The sequence below is a fragment of the Oceanobacillus jeddahensis genome (genome assembly GCF_000750635.1).
Taxonomy (GTDB): Bacteria; Bacillota; Bacilli; order Bacillales; family Amphibacillaceae; genus Oceanobacillus; species Oceanobacillus jeddahense.
On sequence record NZ_CCDM010000002.1, the window covers coordinates 688,764 to 706,850 of the forward strand.

The window sequence follows — 18,087 nt, forward strand, 5'->3', positions numbered from 1 at the left end:
ATGGCACGGGTAACTAATAAGTTCTAACCTTCCATCAAACTTCTACTGATTGAAGCTTTTTACATATTACAGAAATAAAAAGGAGGGAAGGCAGTATGGTGGAAAGACAAGGAATTGTTGTCTGGTTTCAGCATATGAAAAATGTCAGACAGTTGAAAAAACATGGACATCTTATTCATGTATCTAAAAAGCACCGTTATGCGATTATTTATGTGAATCGGGAAGATATTGATTCTATTGAGAAAAAATTCAATCAATTCGCTTTCGTTTCTAAAGTGGAACGATCTCAAAAGCCATTTATACCGACAGACTATGAAAACGCAAAACCGGATAAGGCGAAGCAATATGATTATAAAATGGGAATCTAGGTGTATTTATGAAGCGATTCCTTTTGTTAAAGAAAACTTGGCATTCGTTAGAGGGAGACTTGAAAGCGTAGTGTTTTTCTGGGGTTGCGATTACTCACCCCACCATAACCCGTCGCAGCGGTCGATTAACCTGACAACATTGAGACCTGCGATTACTCGGTCTATTAAAACCGTTGCTGTGATTATAAGAAAGGTCACGTCATGTGACCAAATTAGGTGCTAGGACATCGTGTCCGTCGTACTTTATTCCTTGAATTCTTTATATTTTTTTAAAGTGCAAAAAATAAAAAAACCTGCAGTCAAAATTACTGCAGGTCCTTTTATTTTTTGACAAATAAGAAAGTGTAAAACTTTCTTATTTGCATAAGTGTAACTAGGATTTCAGACTAAAGGTTTAGTGAATCCCTAGTTTCCTCATAAAAATAAAAGGCTAAAGGGAGAGGAGAAACCGGATGAAGGGCTTATGGGGAAGGATAAGCCTTCTTCCGTTTCAACTAAATCATATTTAGCTGAATCATTATGATATTATAGACAAAGTAAAAAATAATATACATCATGAATGAAAATAATTTGCTAAACTTGAGAATCGTGGTAGACTATTGACGAGCTAAAAGAAGCTGAGGTGATTCAGAGGTGCGTGTAATAGCAGGAATACATAAAGGAAGAGCGTTAAAGAGTGTAGCTGGTGAATCTACGAGGCCAACTTCTGATAAAGTAAAAGAAGCTGTATTTCAAGTAATGGGACCTTTCTTTTCAGGTGGATTAGCATTAGATTTGTTTGCCGGAAGTGGATCATTAGGAATTGAAGCATTAAGCAGAAAGATGTCAAAGGTCATTTTTATAGACAAGCATCCAAAGGCGGTCCAGACGATTAAAGAGAATTTGAAATCACTCCAATTAGAAAAGCAGGCAGAGGTCTATCGAAATGATGCAGACCGAGCTTTAAAAGCCATTACTAAACGTGAATTACAATTTGATTTAGTACTTTTAGATCCACCATATAAAAGTAAAGATTATATGGAATTACTTGATTACCTGATTGATCATCAATTGCTTAAAAAGAAAGCAATTGTATATTGTGAGCATGATAAATCAAACATATTACCAGATACGTATAAATCTTTAAAAGCCATTAAACAAGCAGATTATGGCGGTTTAGTTCAAGTTACGATTTACCAAATAGATGAGAGAGAGGAAGCTTAAACAATGAGGAAATTAGCAATATGCCCCGGTAGTTTTGATCCAGTTACCAATGGTCACTTAGATATTATTCAGCGTGGTGCTAAAGTATTTGAAGAGGTAGTAGTTACCGTGTTTAATAATCAATCTAAATCGCCGCTTTTTACGGTAGAAGAAAGAAAGCAATTATTAGAAGAAACATTAAAGGATTACCCCAATGTACGGGTTGATTCTTCTAGTGGACTACTCATGGATTATGCAAGAGACATAGGAGCAACTGCTGTAATTAGAGGCTTACGTGCGGTAAGTGATTTTGAATACGAGATGCAAATAACTTCCATGAATCGGAAATTAAACGAAGATGTTGAAACATTATTTATGATGACAAACAACAAATATTCATTTTTAAGCTCAAGTATGGTAAAGGAAGCAGCTAAATACCAAGGGAATATCAGTGGGCTTGTTCCGGAAGTGGTAGAAGAGGAATTAAAAAAGAAATTTAACTAATTATACAAAAATAGAATTTTTGTTCGTTACATATTTTTAAGGGAAGAGAGTCAGATTAATTAGATCGACTCTCTTTTATTATATCCACTTGATTTCAAAGGGGATTATTTATTTTGTTTTTATAGATAATAATAAAGATAGCTGTTGCTAAACTGATAATCGTTACTGTCGGACCGATATCTTGTAGTAAATAGTACGTATTCATCCAAATAGAGGTGTCCTGAACCGTCGCTGCAGGAATTTCATTAGAACGGATGACAATTCGATCAAGATATAATGGTTTATATAATAAAATAGTCAGGATAACAGCAAACGTTCCATGTAAAAGACGGGCAAGGAAATATGGATAGAAGCGGATATCTGTTTTTGCTAAAATGCTGGCAACCTGCGCCTGAATGGATAAACCATTAAACCCAAGGATAAAACTGATTAACATCGCTTTTTGCAGTAGAGAATCCGTAGCTACTTGGGAAATTAAGTTTGACCCCACCGTGATTTCAAATAATCCGGAAATAAACGGAAGTCCTAACTCTTTCGGCAGCTCAAAAATAGGAAGAAAAGGTTCAATAAGTGTTGCGAGAAAAGGCGTGATGTCCATCAGAAAAAGCAATTTAATCAGGACGGAAAATAAAATAATAAATCCACCAATCATAACTAGTGTCTGAATTGAATTTAATACAGCATCACCTAATATTTCTCCGAAGGGACGTGTATTCCTTAAACGATTTCGGTGCATTTCTTGAAAAGCTTTTTTTAATGAAAAGGAGTATTTTTTTTTCTTGATGACTTGCTGTTCTTGTTTCCTGCCATGAAAACGCATCACGATCCCGACAATAGTATTTGCTCCATAATGGCAAACAGCCAATAATAACCCCAACTTAATGTTATAAAAAAAGCCAGCGGAAATTGCACCAAATATAAAGAGTGGACTCGAATTATTTGTAAAAGACACTAACCTTTCAGCTTCTATTTGGCTTAGTTGCCTTTCTTCACGGAGTCTCGATGCTATTTTTGCTCCTGTTGGATAACCACTTGCCATTCCCATAATCCATCCGAAGCTTCCGGCACCTGGTATATTAAATAATGGGCGCATAATTGGTTCAAATAAAACACCTAAAAATTTCACAACACCGAAAGCTAATAATAGCTCAGCAGTTATAAAAAATGGCAACAACGAGGGGAATACAACCTCCCACCACATATTTAGTCCACGAATAGCTGCTTCCAATGCCTGGTCTGGAAATCGTATTAAACTAAAAAATAAGAAAATAGATATTCCTGCATAGCCAAGTGTTTTTAGCTTTTGTTTCAATCTAATGTCCCCCTATTAATGCATATTCAAAAATGATGTGTTGTATCTCACCAAAAAAATAACTAATTTAGCGTTTGCTTATTTTGTTGAGACGAGTAGCTGCTATTCTGACGAAGACTTTATTTAGCAATATACCTGCACTTTAGAACATAAGGGGGAAAGAAAGCGGCGTATGCTTCCCAGGCTCCCTTTTCGAATACTGTGTTCTCTAATGTCTCTTCCTATGAAATGAGAAGTACAGAACTTCGCTACATATCGCTTTATTTTATACATATTCTTTATTTAGAAAGGAAATATCATGACGCTGTTTCATCTTCATATCATGAAGTATCTATTCTGTACAATTATGGTAGGAAGTAGTAGAATAATGCTAGCTTGTCCGATGTATAATTGTAAGAAAAAAGTTACTATATGTGATATATATACGCGAATACCATATGAAAATATGCCATAGATATATTTTTAGTAAGTGTGTGAGGAAGGGGAATAGATGTGTTGCGATTATCGAAAAAAAGAATTATAGGATTACTAATCATTGTATTACTTGTTTACTTATTAGGCGTATATCAATTACCGTATTATATACAAAAACCAGGTGGTGCTGATGCATTAGATCCTATTGTAGAAGTTGATGGAGGCTATCCTAGTGAAGGAGATATGCATTTAGTGACAATTAGTGGAATGCAGGCGACGCCCATTTTATATGCGGCTGCTTCCGTTTTACCGCATCAAGAGATCCTTCCTTTAGATCAGGTTTTCCCAGAAGGAATGTCACAGGAAGATTATATGGCTGCACAGCTCCAGGTGATGGAAAGCTCTCAAGAGGCAGCAACGGTTGTTGCGTATGAAGCAGCAGAAAAAGAAATAGATATTGATTTTAAAGGTGTTTATGTGGTCGCTGCTGTGGAAGGGTTACCTGCAGAAGGTAAATTAGAGAGCGGGGATCGTATCATCGGAATTGATGATACAGAGGTGAATGAGTCTCAAGACTTAATTAATTATATTGATGGCAAAGAAGCCGGTGATACGGTAACGGTTGTTTTTGAAAGAAATGATGAAGAACACACAACTAATATGGAATTAGAGCCGTTAGATGAAGAAGGAACACGTGTAGGTGTTGGAATAAATCTGGTGACGGACCGTGAAGTAACCGTCAATCCAGAAATTCATTTTTCCAGTGGTAGTATCGGCGGTCCGAGCGCAGGTCTCATGTTTTCTTTAGAAATCTATGATCAATTAACAGAAGGAGATTTAACTGGTGGAAAACAGATCGGCGGGACTGGTGAAATTGACTATGATGGAAATGTTCATCGAATTGGTGGAGTAGATAAAAAAGTTGTTGCTTCTGATAAAGAAGGAGTCGATATTTTCTTTGCACCAAATGAAGATGGACGTGAAGATTCAAATTACCAGGTAGCAGTTGAAACGGCAGAAAGTATAGGGACAGATATGGAAATTGTTCCGGTGGATACTTTTGAAGATGCCATAGACTATTTAGAAAGTGTTAATGAATAAAAAATAAATGAAAGAGGATTTCCATGTTGAAATAAGGGGCTGGAAATCCTCTTTTTTATCACGGAGAACTGCCTGTAAAACTCCCGCTCCAAAAAAAGAGGGAGAATAAACATATTTAGGCGGGAAATAACGGGCGTTAACTCCCTGAATCACACTCAGACTAAGCTCGCAACGTCCTGGAGTTGCGATTACGCCCCTACCATAACCCGTCGCAGCGGTCGATTAACCTGACAACATTGAGACCTGCGATTACTCGGTCTATTAAAACCGTTGCTGCGACTACTCGTCCTATCGTAAAGAGTTGTGCGTCGAAAATACCCACTGAATGAAGTTTCGTTTTATAAAAACATCTACTTTACAATAATGGGGGATTGAAGTTCCTGTAAAAAAAATCTTCTTTGCTTTTGAACGGGTAAAACACTGTAATACGCTTTAGCAGCTCGTTCTTCTATTTGTAAAAATGGATGCTTCAACTGATTTATTTTTGTAATGAACGGTAAATCAGCTTTCTTTTTTTGCTGGTTTAAAAAGCTCTGCCCCGTTTTGTTCATGCCAAGTATCCGTACGTATCCTGTTTGATTGGTTAGTATATTTTCTTCTTTTTTTGTATTGGTTAAAATATGGACAAATATTCGCTGAAGTCTTGTCCACGTGTAACGTTTTGTTTTTAAGGCTGTCATCCATTCTTGGAAAGAAGCAGCATCTATAGATGTACGTGCAATTCGATGCTCCAGCCCTTCCACAACGCCCTCTATTTGTTTTAAATCTGTTAAAGTCATCGTTTGTACACGATACTTTAGAAAAGGAAAATATAACTCCCAATCATGCCAATAACCTGACGTATGTTTATAGTTTTTTAAAATATCTAACGTGTCAGCAGGCATGGCGTCAGAAGCTGATTTTGAAGCGGATGGATTGTTTAGGACTTCTTTACGGATACTTGTTGCACTTGCGATATTTCCAGTGATTGTTGTATCATGATAATTATTCTGAATTCGTTTAATGGTAGTTGGGCGGATAGGATAGTGAGCGTCTTTAATTGCCCGGACATAACTTAATCCTAATATATTATTTGGTTTGGACACATCAAGAATCTCCGAGATACCCAAAATGCTTTGATAAGCTTTTGTTGCTGCATCAGGATAAGCATGACCTGCATTTAAATATTCTTTTAGAGATGTTTTATATTGATCCTGATGCTCTTTTTGGATGTGATAAGCTTCTGAAAAAGAATCAATATTTCCCGATTCACTTCCAAAACAGATAGCATTTACTCCGGAATAGTAAAGCGTATCAATCGCTCCTTTAGCAAAATAATCACTATGTTGAACAGCGTATACATATGGCAGTTCAACAACTAAATCAACTCCTCCAAGGATTGCTGCTTTGGCCCGGTTATATTTATCCATGATAGCTGGTTCGCCACGCTGTAAAAAATTTCCGCTCATCACTGCAACTATACAATCAGCACCTGTTTTTTCTTTGGCTTTCTTTAAATGATACTGATGACCATAATGGAAAGGATTATATTCCACTACTAAACCACAAGCTTCCATATACTCACCTCTATTTTTTTAGGTAATTGTATTTTAACATAAGGGGCGTTAGATGATAAAAAGTGGAATAGGATGACAAATAGACAAAGTACGAGTAGAATGATTTTAGCTGTCGTTTTGTATATTCAATCTTAGGGAATACTACTTTTGTAAAGAAGAATTGTCAATGATCGTTCCGCAATCGTAAACAGAGCCATAATTATACGAATGCTTGTGGCGTAAAGAAAATATATTGACAAAAGTAGCTTTTTCTTTTATCATTTATCTTGTTGCCTAGAGGTGATTTTAATGAAATTGACTGTTAATCAGATTAAAAAAGGTTCTGTAAATGAACCGTATTTCTTTGATAACCAAGCAGATGTGTCAGAATTGGAATCGATGAATAATGATATACGTAAAATTTCTCCAGTACATGTGACTGGCCAAGCAACTATGCATGGTGAGGAGTTCTATGTGAACTTTCATATTAAGGGAGAAATGACCCTTCCTTGTGCCCGTACATTGGTGGATGTTCCTTATCCGTTTGACATAGATGCAAGTGAAGTTTTTTCTACTTCTGCTTATTATGGAAAAGAAGAAGAGGAGCAAGAAATTCATCCAATTCAGGGAGAAGTTCTTGACTTAACACCATATATCAAGGAAAATATATTATTGGAAATTCCGTTCCGCGTGTTTGCTGAGAACGTTGATTCGGATGAAGCAGCTCCTTCTAGCGGGAAGGACTGGGAATTTGTATCTGAAACTAAGGAAGAGAAGTCCATCGATCCGAGATTGAAAAAATTGGAGTCTTTCCTTAATAATAAGCCGAAAGAAAAATAAGAATCTGATTCAAGTTTTACTTTCAATTTGAAGGAGGTGTAAGTCATGGCAGTACCTAAAAGAAGAACTTCCAAAAAAGTAAAAAACCAACGCCGTACGCATAAAAAATTACACGTACCTGGTATGGTAGAATGCTCGAACTGTGGTGAATTAACAAAACCTCATCATGTTTGCAAAGCTTGTGGACATTATGATGGAAAAGAAGTTGTAAGTAACTAATTCTAATTAACGAAAACAGATCACAATACGTGGTCTGTTTTTTTCGTATGTCTCATATTTAGAAGGTATCTTCATATTTGTTTCATAAATTTAGTATAAAACGATTCTAGCATTCCTATTTTTTGCATACATTGATAGCAAACCCTAATAGGAGGTATGTTATGAACGATACAAGACAAGATGCGTGGACGGAAGAAGAAGACAGATTATTAGCAGATACTGTGCTGAAGTGTATACAGGAAGGAAGAACACAATTAGAAGCATTTAAAGAAGTTGCGGAAAAATTATCCAGGACATCGGCAGCTTGCGGGTTTCGTTGGAATGCTAAAATAAGAAAGCAATGCCAGGAACAGGTGCAGGATGCAAAAGAAAAAAGAAAAGCAGGATTAAAGCAGCGAATCGCATACCCGGCTATAGAGGCTTCATCCATTCAATCTATTGATGCAGCTATTCAGCTGCTAGAAAAAATGCGGACGGATATCCCGCAGCAGGATGATTTTGTGAAACGGGAAGAATTAGATAAAGTTTTACAGGAAAATAAAGATTTAAAAAACAGGGTTGCCACATATGAGACTGTGTGGGGAGAAATAAACGATCTGCTTAAAACAGTTTCAAATTCGTAACACTTAGAAGTTTACAGTTATTCATTTTATTCTTTTTAATGTGTGAAAAAAGACAGGAAGCTTATTGCTTCGTGTCTTTTTCTTCAACACCCTCAGGTAACCACAGTAATGGATTTTCTCCTAAATCACGTTCCATTTCATAATGTGGTTTCACAAAGTCCATCTTTTCCCAGAAACCATGTGAATTAATTCTTGGGTTTGTTTTAATAGGAAGGCCGAAACCTTTTGCAAAATCCACAAGTGCTTTTCCGTAACCTCTCCCCTGGTAATCAGGAAGTACTTCTAATTTCCATAGCGTCAGATAATCCTGTGGAGGCTCAAAGTAAAAATCATACTTCTTACTCACTTCATAAAGACTCATCCTGGCTATTAAATTATCACCAATGTAAATCCCGTAAAAAGGAGATTTACTATTGTTTTCAATAATCTTATTTTCTAAATCCTCCATCATTGTCAGTTCCTGGTTTCCGTATTCACGAAAACGCTTAAATTTTTCAAGTGTCTTAAAATTAATAAGTAAATTCTCTATCTTTATATTCCCCATGTTTACCCCTCCTGAATAAAGTAATATCATAAATATTAAAGATGAATGTAGATTTCCGTCCCTGACTAAATTATAATACATAGGAGACAAATTTAAAATTATTTCTGTTATATTTATATTAGAAAAGCTGATATGCATAAAACGAAACTTCATTCAGTGGGAGTTTTCGCTCTTCTCCCACTGAATTAGCCTAAGTGATTCAGGGGGTTAGCGCCCGTTATCTCCCGCCTAAATAAATTTATTTTCGCTTTTTATTTTGAGGCGGGAGTTTTACGGGCGGTTCTCCGTGATAAAAAATGACGGCTCTTCACCAAAATTATTTTGCTTACTTATCAAGGTCTCAACTATCGTACTTTAAAAAATTACTTTATATCAATAGGAACAAATGTTGATTGTGTCTTCTATGTATCTCTTGCCGAAGCATAAAGAAGGTAAGGTGTAAGATCATCGCTGCGGCGGAAAGCAAGCACAATAATGAAGAACATGATAATCCTGGAATGGTAAAATATATATGTTTATTCTTGGATGCGAAAGTTGAGACAAAATAAACGAACATAAAACAGGTTGATGGATTTAACCTGGTAAATGAATTTGTTTTCAGGCAGGGGGAAAAGGATGCGAGATTATATCTATTATATATTAGCTCTTTTTATTGCATTTCCATTCGTTGTTACTTTTTTAGCGTATGGGATAACGAAATTACGGAAAAAACATACATGGAAAGCTGTACATAATGCTGTCCAATGGTCAGCAATCTTTTTTATCTTAGGTGTAGGTGTCTTATTACAACTTTTATTTGACCGAAGCTTTTTCGGTTGGATTATCCTTTTGTTCCTAGTAAGTTTGACAGGAATTCTCATTCACCAGTATCGAAAACAAGCAGATATTGAAGTCTCTAAAGCGGTTAAAATAGTTTGGAGGAGTGCATTTTTACTATTTGCTTGTGCTTATCTTATTTTAAGCATTATTTATATTATCTTAGCAATTTTTTCATAATAAAATCTGAATTCATTTTCTTAGAAAGCAGATTAGTTTGATTCTTCCTGTTTTTTCTGTACAATACGGAATGTATCCAAATCGATATAAGGAGAAAATGATATGCAGATAAATTCATTAACTTTACCTGCTGCTAATAGGCTGGTAGCTGATTATAAAAATGAAGAAGATAATATAACTAATTTGTTCGATTATCATCCGTATAAGGACTTTCATAAACGATTGCAAGATCTATCAGAGAGAGATTTTAATCGGAATGAGTTAACAAATGTATTACATACATTAAATAAACAATGGGGAGCTCCTGAAGAAACACTCAAACAGATTGAACGCTTAAATGATGAAAAGAGTACAGTTGTCATTGGCGGTCAGCAAGCTGGGCTTTTAACAGGACCTATTTATACGATTAATAAAATAATTACGATTCTTGAAGTGGCTAAGCAACAAGAAAAAGTATTGGGGAAACCAGTTATTCCAGTGTTTTGGATTGCCGGAGAAGATCATGACTTCGAGGAAATCAATCATATTCACTGTCCCACTGAAGATGGAGATTTTCAAAAATTAAAATTGCATACCAAAAGTATAGATGCTGGGAAAAAAGCTGTTTCGGAATTAGAAATGGATAAGAAGGAGTTATCAAAGTGGATTGAAGCTGTTTTTGAAACACTGCCGGAGACAGCACATACAAAAGATATCTACATGTTAATTCAGGATGTCCAGCATAAAGCTTCTAATTATATCGACTTTTTTGCACGTCTAATTTTTGAGTTGTTTCCAAAGCAGGGAATTGTTCTGGTGGATTCAGGAAATTCAGCCTTCCGTAAGCTGGAGACAGATTGCTTTTTGAAATTGATCCAGAAACAATCACAAATTAGTGTATCTGTAGTGAAGACCTTGAAAGCGTTAGAAGAACGCGAGTATCCACTTGCAATTGAAGCTGCAAAATCAGATGGAAATTTATTTTACCATGATGATATACAAGGAAGAATTTTGTTAAGAGTGGATGAGAATGGGGACTGGGTTGGAAAACAACAAGAAATGTCATTTACGGAGAAGGAACTGAAGGATATTGCCAAGAATACACCGTGGAAGCTAAGTAATAATGTCGTAACAAGGCCAATTATGCAAGAGTATATGTTCCCTACGTTAGCTTTTATAGCTGGCCCCGGTGAGATAGCTTATTGGGCGGCGTTGAAGTCAAGTTTTCATGTGATGAACATGCAAATGCCCCCTGTTGTTCCGAGAGTATCTCTCACATTTTTAGACACTGCTACGAAGAAATTAGTCACAAAATATCAACTGACGACAAAAGCTGTTATTTTAAATGGTGTTCAATCCAAGGTGAAGGATTACATGGAAATGAACGGAAGCCAAGAGATTGATCAAATCACAGAGGATGTTGCTGAAAAGATTAAAGAGGTACATCAACCGATTCGAGATATGGCTGCTAATATGGGAGATGATATACAAGCGTTAAGTAAAAAGAATTTAGCATACTTGTTAGAGAATATTCAATTTATGAATAAACGTTTCCATAAAGAGTTCGAAAAGAAACATTCTAAAGTGCTAAGTGAATTTAATCAGATGGAGCAAATACTTCATCCACATGGGGGCTTACAAGAACGCGTTTGGAATCCATTGTTTTTACTGAATCACTATGGTATTGAATTTATTTCACAGTTAACGTCATTTTCATTGGATATGGAAAAAGGACATTGGGTGGTTGAATAAAATCCCCCACAACTCCCCACCACAATTTTATAAGAAAAAGTAAAACTGTCTATCTATTGATATGACAGTTTTTTTTAATGGTTTAAAAAAGGAAATAAGGGATGTAAAAAACATGAAATAAAATATTTTTGAAGAAATAGTGGAGCATAGTGGGGGGATGTGGTATTATGAATTTACGAAAGTAGGGGGCGTCTATATGTTTATGGGAGAATTCCTGCATAGCATTGATACAAAAGGACGAATCATTGTTCCTTCTAAGTTTAGAGAAGACTTAGGGACAAGTTTTGTATTAACACGTGGGCTTGATAAATGTTTATTCGCGTACCCTAAACATGAATGGGAAATTTTAGAAAAAAAGTTAAAGCAACTCCCACTAACTAAAAAAGATGCTCGGGCTTTTACACGTTTCTTTTTCTCTGGTGCAGTGGAATGTGAAATAGATAAACAGGGAAGAATAAATATTCCTGCGAATCTGCGGACTTACGCTAATCTGGAAAAGGATTGTAATGTGATTGGTGTTTCAAACCGTGTGGAGCTTTGGGCAAGTGATCAATGGAATACGTATGTGGAAGAATCTGAAGAGTCGTTTGCAGAGATCGCTGAGAATTTAATGGATTTTGATATTTAAATGGAATGAAAAGGATAAAAAAGTTGGTGGCTTAAATGTTTGAACATTACAGTGTTTTAAAAGAAGAAACAATAAAAGGGTTAGAAATAAAACCAAATGGAATCTATGTAGATTGTACAGTCGGCGGTGGGGGCCATTCTCTGGAAATTGCCTCCAGACTGAATGAAAATGGCAGGCTATTTGCTTTTGATCAAGATACACAAGCTTTAGAAGCTGCTAAGGAACGTCTACATGCATATCAAGATAGAATTACATTTATACACTCCAATTTTCAAGGATTGGAAGAAAACCTATCTGAATTTGGTATAACTCAAGTGGATGGCTTTCTCTTTGATCTGGGAGTATCTTCTCCGCAGTTAGATCAAGCAGATAGAGGCTTCAGCTATCATCAGGATGCCAAACTGGATATGCGTATGAATCAATCTCAAGTTCTCACGGCTTACGAAGTAGTAAATGAATGGTCTTATGAACAGTTAGTATCTATTTTTTTTCGGTATGGTGAGGAGAAATTTTCCAAAGGAATTGCCCGGAAAATTGAAAAAGCCAGAGAGGAAAAACCAATTGGAACTACAGGAGAACTGGTAGAAATTATAAAAGATGCGATACCCGCACCTGCCAGAAGAAAAGGCGGTCATCCGGCGAAACGTATTTTTCAAGCGATACGGATTGCAGTAAATGATGAGTTGGAAGTGTTTAATCAGGCACTTCATCAGGCGGCTAAATTGACAGGTGTAAATGGAAGAATTGCTGTAATTACATTCCATTCATTAGAGGATCGTCTTTGTAAGCAGGCTTTTAAAACATGGAGTACAGATAAGCCTGTCCCCAGGAATCTTCCAATTGTTCCGGAAACGCACCAGGCTCCATTTAAATTAATAAGCCGAAAACCAATTATAGCTCAGGACAGTGAACTGGATGAAAATAGACGATCGCGTTCAGCTAAGTTACGGATCGTTGAAAAAATAAATGAATGGAATAATGATTTCCGTTATGAAGAAGGGTGGAAAAAATGATGAGTGAAAACCAGGCTAGAAAATGGCAAGTAAATCCCCAGTATAATCCTCAAGAAGAAACGAAAACAGTCGTCAAAAAGGTAAAGAAAACACCTTGGATTACGAAAGGCGAAAAAATTATTTACTCCGTTACTAGCGCTGCTGTATTAGCATTTGGAATTGGAATGGTATCTTTTGCGTCTGGAACAGATTCCTTAAATCGTGAAATGCAGCAATTAGAAGACAATATCAACAATCAAAAAACCGTGAATGAAAACTTGCATTTTGAGAAGGAGGAGTTGTCACGTCCAGAAAGAATTATCGATATTGCAGAGAAAAATGGTTTGAAAATCCAAAATTCGGAAGTGAAACAAGCAGAAACGGTTAACAACTAGCAAGGGGTTTCTTAAACATGAAAAAAAATAAGATGGCAAATGTAATGGCTAGCATTTATATGCTAGTTTTCGTTGCTTTATTCCTTGTAATTGCAGGCAGGTTTATGTATATACAATCAACAGGTGAAGTTAGTGGTGTTTCGTTGAATGAGTGGGCGGAGCAACAGCGGACAGCTTCTTATAAGATGAATGCAGAGCGAGGACAAATCATGGATAAGAATGGCATGGTGTTAGCATATGATCGTCCAGCATTTCGAATGTACGCTATTTTAGATGAAGCATACTCCGAAAATTCACCGGAAGACCTGCATGTTTCAAATACGGAAGAAACAGCGGAAACACTCGCATCTATTTTAGATGAGGATAAGAGCGAAATAAAAAGCATATTAGATGATGCGGTTCAATCTGAGAGATTTCAGGTTGAATTTGGACAGCTTGGGCGTCAATTGTCTCAGCAGGAAAAAGAAGCAATAGAAGAATCAGGAATTCCAGGCATTTACTTTGATGAAGAGCCAATGCGTTATTACCCAAATGGAATGTTTGCTTCACATATTATTGGCTTTGCTCGTGAGGTGGAAGAAGAAACAGAGGATGGCATTGAACATAGTATTACCGGTGTAACAGGGATGGAACATGTTATGAATGAGGTGCTTGGTGGAAAAGACGGCTCTATTTCTTATCAGCGTGATCGCTATAATAAGAAATTGTTAGATCCTGATGAAATTATTCAAGAGCCCGAAGATGGGGATCTTGTTTATTTAACACTTGATCAAAAAATTCAGACCTTGTTAGAAGATTTAATGACGCAAGTGGATGAACAATATAATCCTACGAAGATGAATGCGATTATAATGGATCCGAAAACGGGGGAGATTGTGGCAATGAGTACACGTCCAAGCTTTAACCCTAACAGCCCTGAAAATGTAGAGAATTGGTATAATGATCCGATTTCCTCTCCTTTTGAACCGGGGTCTACATTTAAAATTTTCACATGGGCAGCAGCAATTGAAGAAGGTATCTATAATGGAGAAGAGACTTTTGAATCGGGAACATACCAACCTAACGAAAGAATTGAAGAAATCAGAGACCATAACCAGGGAGAAGGCTGGGGTACTATTTCCTATGATGAAGGATTTATGCGTTCTTCTAACGTAGCTGCTTCTAAATTACTCTGGGAAGATATTGGTGCAGATGAATTCTATGAATATATTCAGGATTTTGGCTTTGAAGAACCGACTGGAATTGATCTTCCTGATGAATCTATTGGACATATTCAATATAACTGGCCGTCAGAAAAATTAAGGACTGCCTTTGGACAAGGTACTACTGTTACTCCGATACAGCAAATGAGAGCTGCTTCAGCTGTTGTAAATGATGGGCAAATGGTAAAGCCTTATGTGGTGGATAAAATTGTCGATTCTACAACAGGAAATGTGATGGAAGAAACAGAACCTGAATACACTGGTCAACCAATTTCACCAGAAACAGCAGAGGAAATGAAAGAATTACTGGCATCGGTAGTAAATGATGAAGATGGAACTGGTGCACCGTATAAATTGGATGATTATATAGTAGGCGGCAAGACAGGAACGGCACAAATGCCAGATCCTGAAGGCGGCGGTTACTTAACGGGAAGAGATAACTATGTATTTTCATTTTTAGGAATGGCTCCGATGGATGATCCTGAATTAATGGTTTACGTATCTATTCAGCAACCAGAATTGGAAGATACGGAATCAGGTTCTGCGCCTCTGGCATTCATTTTTAATAACGTGGTAGAAAACAGTCTGCATTATTTAGATGTGGAGACAGATGAAAATGAATCTAACCAGATTGAAGAGGTTGAATTTCCAGAAGTCGTTGATGAATCTACAGAAAGTATACAGTCCGATTTAGAAGAAAGAGGAATTCAGCCAATTGTCATTGGAGAAGGAGAAAACATTGTTTCAAGCAATGTGGAAGCAGGAGAAAGAATATTACCAAATGAGAAAGTTCTATTACTTACAGATGAACCAACCATGCCTGATTTAACAGGATGGTCATTAAGAGAAGTAATGAGCTTTGCGGATATGCTGGATTTGCAGACAGAAAGATTTGGTAATGGCTATGTCACCTCACAAAGTATTGAAGTTGGGAAACCAATCCAAGAAGGGGACTATTTAGGTTTTGAATTAGAGATTCCTTCTGGTGAATCATCGGATGATAGCGGCGATGAAGACAATGAAGAAACAGAAGAAGAAAATAACGAAGAGAGTACAGAAGAAGCGGACGAAGAAACAGAAGATGAATAAAAAAGAGCTTGTTGAAAAGGCAATTACCTTTTCAACAAGTTCTTTTTTATACTTTAAGAAAGAAAGCAAATGAAACATATTTCTTCAAAGATGGGAGCGGAGGGAAGTCGACTCCTGCGTGAAAAGCAACAGGTAGACCTGAGTAGAAAGTGATCTTCTTTCGAGGAGACTGAGGCGTTGCCCGCGGAAAGCGACTTCCCGAAGCGGACATCTCCTTGGCAAGAACACCAGTGGTAAAACCTGTAAAGTATAAAAGACTGACATTTTGCGGTAGAACAAGCTATAAAAGATAGCTTGTTCTATTCTATTTTTTAAATTCATATAGTGGATACAAAGCAGAATGAAAGGAGTTCTTTCATGAAACGCGCATCCACCATTATTATAAAAAAACGAATCGTTACAGTTTTTTTATTTGCGATTCTTATTTTCCTTGTTATTATTGCAAGACTGGCCTATGTTCAACTTGTGTTGAGCGATGATTTATCAGACAGTGCAAATGATTTATGGACAAGAGATATAACATTTGCAGCAGAAAGAGGTTATATTCTTGATTCGGAAGGGGAAATTCTTGCAGAGAATGTAACAGCTCCTACGGTATTACTGATGCCGCGGCAAATCAAAGAACCTGAAAATACAGCAAAACAGCTGGGTGAGATTCTTGATGTGCCAGAAGATAGAATGTTGGAATTAGTTACACAAAATTCATTAAGCGTGATGGTACGCCCTGAGGGGATAAAAGTAAATAATGAGCAAGAACAAGCAATTAGAGAATTAGATTTGGACGGTGTTTATTTAGCGAAAGATTCCAAGCGTCACTATCCAAATAATAGTGCTTTATCACACGTGCTTGGTTTTACAGGGATTGATAACCAAGGATTAATGGGACTTGAATTATACTATGATGATAAATTGAAAGGGGAAAATGGAAGTTTATCATTTTTTTCTGATGCAAAAGGCGGACGGTTAGAACAGCTTGCAGACGAATATAAATCTCCAAAAGATGGTTTGGATTTAAAAACAACGATTAATAACAAAGTACAAACGATTATGGAAAGAGAGCTAGATCAAATTGTAGCTGAATATAATCCAGATGGGGCAACAGCAATTGCAGTTGATCCTAAAACAGGCGGAGTATTGGGGATGTCTAGTCGTCCTAATTTTAATCCGGAAAATTATCAGGATGTGGATGCATCTATATTTGGTAGAAATTTACCTATTTGGAGCACGTATGAGCCGGGGTCAACATTTAAGATAATTACGTTAGCTGCTGCTTTAGAAGAAGGCGTCGTTGATTTGGAAAAAGATCGATTTTATGATGATGGTGATATTAAAGTTGGTGGTGCCACAATTCATTGTTGGAAACGTGGAGGACATGGAGATCAATCCTATCTAGAAGTTGTTCAAAATTCTTGTAACCCAGGATTTGTCAATCTAGGACAAATGCTTGGAACCGAAAAATTGTTTTCTTATATTGATGCCTTTGGTTTTGGAAAGAAAACAGGAATTGATTTACAAGGAGAAGGAAATGGGATTCTTTTTGAACCAGAAAATGTAGGGCCAGTGGAACTAGCGACTACATCCTTTGGACAAGGTGTTTCCGTGACACCGATTCAGCAAGTGATGGCGGTTGCGGCGGCGGTAAATGGTGGTTATTTATATGAACCAATGATTGCGAAAGAATGGGTTGATCCTGTAACAGAAGAAGTGGTGGAAAGCTATGAACCTAATTTAAAAGAACAAGTAATCTCTCAAGAAACTTCAGAAACCATACGTGAAACTTTAGAAACAGTTGTCGCACAAGGGACAGGAAGACCTGCTTATGTTGATGGTTATCGTGTCGGCGGAAAAACGGGAACTGCACAAAAAGTAGGCCCGAGTGGTGGTTATTTAGAAAATAATTATATTGTATCGTTTATTGGCTTTGCACCGGCGGATGACCCGGAAATTGTTGTTTATCTGGCTGTCGATAATCCGAAAGATACCATTCAATTTGGTGGGGTAGTTGCTGCGCCTGTTGTTGGGACGATTATTGATGATAGTTTAAGGGCGATGGACGTAGAGCCGCGTACCGATGGTTTAGAAAAAGAATACGCTTGGCCAGACCAGCCTAAAATTGAAGTGCCAGATTTTATAGGAGAAAGTACAGATAAACTTGCAGAATACCCTTTAGACCTTTCTATCGAAGTAAACGGCGAAGGGGATGAAATTATTGATCAATCTCCAAGTGCGGGAACAATGTTAGAATCTGGAAGTACTATTCGTTTGATTTTAGGTCATAAAAATAATCGTTAAATCTATAAATATTTGCTATAATAGATTTTGTTATATTTATTTTGTAATGCATTTCAATTTAATCAATGTAACGTATAACATTGATTAAATTGAAATGTTTCAAAACTCATCTGTTTATAT

At 36.7% G+C, this 18,087-nt stretch carries 18 protein-coding genes; 14 read left to right on the top strand and 4 right to left on the bottom strand.

From position 1 onward, the window contains the following. The first annotated feature begins 95 nt into the window (after positions 1 to 95). From BN986_RS11065 to coaD, 3 genes are all read left to right on the top strand, one after another. Positions 96 to 368: a YlbG family protein gene (locus BN986_RS11065; RefSeq protein WP_040979909.1), complete on the top strand. Its 273-nt coding sequence runs from the start codon at positions 96 to 98 to the stop codon at positions 366 to 368. A 633-nt stretch (positions 369 to 1,001) separates the two neighbouring features. Next, positions 1,002 to 1,571 (top strand): 16S rRNA (guanine(966)-N(2))-methyltransferase RsmD, encoded by a 570-nt coding sequence (gene rsmD, locus BN986_RS11070; protein WP_040979911.1) that lies wholly within the window; start codon positions 1,002 to 1,004, stop codon positions 1,569 to 1,571. A 3-nt stretch (positions 1,572 to 1,574) separates the two neighbouring features. Continuing rightward, positions 1,575 to 2,054: a pantetheine-phosphate adenylyltransferase gene (coaD, locus tag BN986_RS11075; protein ID WP_040979913.1), complete on the top strand. Its 480-nt coding sequence runs from the start codon at positions 1,575 to 1,577 to the stop codon at positions 2,052 to 2,054. 94 nt (positions 2,055 to 2,148) lie between these two features. Here the strand turns inward: coaD and ylbJ are convergent, their stop codons facing one another. Continuing rightward, a complete protein-coding gene (gene ylbJ / locus BN986_RS11080) occupies positions 2,149 to 3,366 on the bottom strand; it encodes a sporulation integral membrane protein YlbJ (RefSeq protein ID WP_040979915.1) in 1,218 nt (405 codons plus the stop codon). 495 nt (positions 3,367 to 3,861) lie between these two features. On the opposite strand from ylbJ, the gene BN986_RS11085 reads away from it, so the two are divergent. After that, positions 3,862 to 4,881, top strand: a complete 1,020-nt coding sequence (locus BN986_RS11085; protein WP_040980829.1) for a SepM family pheromone-processing serine protease — start codon at positions 3,862 to 3,864, stop codon at positions 4,879 to 4,881. Positions 4,882 to 5,077: 196 nt separating this feature from the next. Here the strand turns inward: BN986_RS11085 and BN986_RS27890 are convergent, their stop codons facing one another. Continuing rightward, complete coding sequence (locus BN986_RS27890) at positions 5,078 to 5,203, bottom strand: hypothetical protein (protein ID WP_262362465.1); 126 nt, start codon at positions 5,201 to 5,203, stop codon at positions 5,078 to 5,080. A 28-nt stretch (positions 5,204 to 5,231) separates the two neighbouring features. Continuing rightward, positions 5,232 to 6,437: a nucleotidyltransferase gene (locus tag BN986_RS11090; RefSeq protein WP_040979917.1), complete on the bottom strand. Its 1,206-nt coding sequence runs from the start codon at positions 6,435 to 6,437 to the stop codon at positions 5,232 to 5,234. Positions 6,438 to 6,725: 288 nt separating this feature from the next. On the opposite strand from BN986_RS11090, the gene BN986_RS11095 reads away from it, so the two are divergent. The 3 genes from BN986_RS11095 (at position 6,726) to BN986_RS11105 (ending at position 8,098) form a co-directional block, all read left to right on the top strand. Further along, on the top strand, positions 6,726 to 7,256 hold the full coding sequence (locus BN986_RS11095) for a YceD family protein (RefSeq protein ID WP_040979919.1): 531 nt from the start codon (positions 6,726 to 6,728) through the stop codon (positions 7,254 to 7,256). A gap of 45 nt (positions 7,257 to 7,301) precedes the next feature. After that, positions 7,302 to 7,475 carry a 50S ribosomal protein L32 gene (rpmF, locus tag BN986_RS11100; RefSeq protein WP_040979921.1) on the top strand — a complete coding sequence of 58 codons (174 nt, stop codon included), beginning with the start codon at positions 7,302 to 7,304 and terminating at the stop codon, positions 7,473 to 7,475. Positions 7,476 to 7,636: 161 nt separating this feature from the next. Continuing rightward, complete coding sequence (locus tag BN986_RS11105; protein ID WP_040979923.1) at positions 7,637 to 8,098, top strand: Myb-like DNA-binding domain-containing protein; 462 nt, start codon at positions 7,637 to 7,639, stop codon at positions 8,096 to 8,098. A 61-nt stretch (positions 8,099 to 8,159) separates the two neighbouring features. Here BN986_RS11105 and BN986_RS11110 read toward each other — a convergent pair whose 3' ends face one another. Then, positions 8,160 to 8,642, bottom strand: a complete 483-nt coding sequence (locus tag BN986_RS11110; protein ID WP_040979925.1) for an N-acetyltransferase — start codon at positions 8,640 to 8,642, stop codon at positions 8,160 to 8,162. Positions 8,643 to 9,257: 615 nt separating this feature from the next. Here BN986_RS11110 and BN986_RS11115 point away from each other — a divergent pair. The 7 genes from BN986_RS11115 (at position 9,258) to BN986_RS11145 (ending at position 17,967) form a co-directional block, all read left to right on the top strand. After that, entirely contained in the window at positions 9,258 to 9,638 is a 381-nt protein-coding gene (locus BN986_RS11115) for a DUF3397 domain-containing protein (RefSeq protein WP_040979927.1), read from the top strand. A gap of 102 nt (positions 9,639 to 9,740) precedes the next feature. Further along, positions 9,741 to 11,369, top strand: a complete 1,629-nt coding sequence (gene bshC, locus BN986_RS11120; RefSeq protein WP_040979929.1) for a bacillithiol biosynthesis cysteine-adding enzyme BshC — start codon at positions 9,741 to 9,743, stop codon at positions 11,367 to 11,369. A gap of 196 nt (positions 11,370 to 11,565) precedes the next feature. Beyond that, positions 11,566 to 11,997, top strand: coding sequence for a division/cell wall cluster transcriptional repressor MraZ (gene mraZ / locus BN986_RS11125; protein ID WP_040979931.1), 432 nt, complete (start codon positions 11,566 to 11,568; stop codon positions 11,995 to 11,997). A gap of 35 nt (positions 11,998 to 12,032) precedes the next feature. Beyond that, positions 12,033 to 13,010 (top strand): 16S rRNA (cytosine(1402)-N(4))-methyltransferase RsmH, encoded by a 978-nt coding sequence (gene rsmH, locus BN986_RS11130; RefSeq protein ID WP_040979933.1) that lies wholly within the window; start codon positions 12,033 to 12,035, stop codon positions 13,008 to 13,010. Continuing rightward, a complete protein-coding gene (ftsL, locus tag BN986_RS11135; RefSeq protein ID WP_040980832.1) occupies positions 13,010 to 13,384 on the top strand; it encodes a cell division protein FtsL in 375 nt (124 codons plus the stop codon). The genes rsmH and ftsL overlap by 1 nt, the downstream gene beginning before the upstream one ends. 17 nt (positions 13,385 to 13,401) lie before the next feature. Then, positions 13,402 to 15,675, top strand: a complete 2,274-nt coding sequence (locus BN986_RS11140; protein ID WP_040979936.1) for a penicillin-binding protein — start codon at positions 13,402 to 13,404, stop codon at positions 15,673 to 15,675. A 357-nt stretch (positions 15,676 to 16,032) separates the two neighbouring features. After that, positions 16,033 to 17,967: a stage V sporulation protein D gene (locus BN986_RS11145; protein WP_040979938.1), complete on the top strand. Its 1,935-nt coding sequence runs from the start codon at positions 16,033 to 16,035 to the stop codon at positions 17,965 to 17,967. The last annotated feature ends 120 nt before the right edge of the window (positions 17,968 to 18,087 follow it).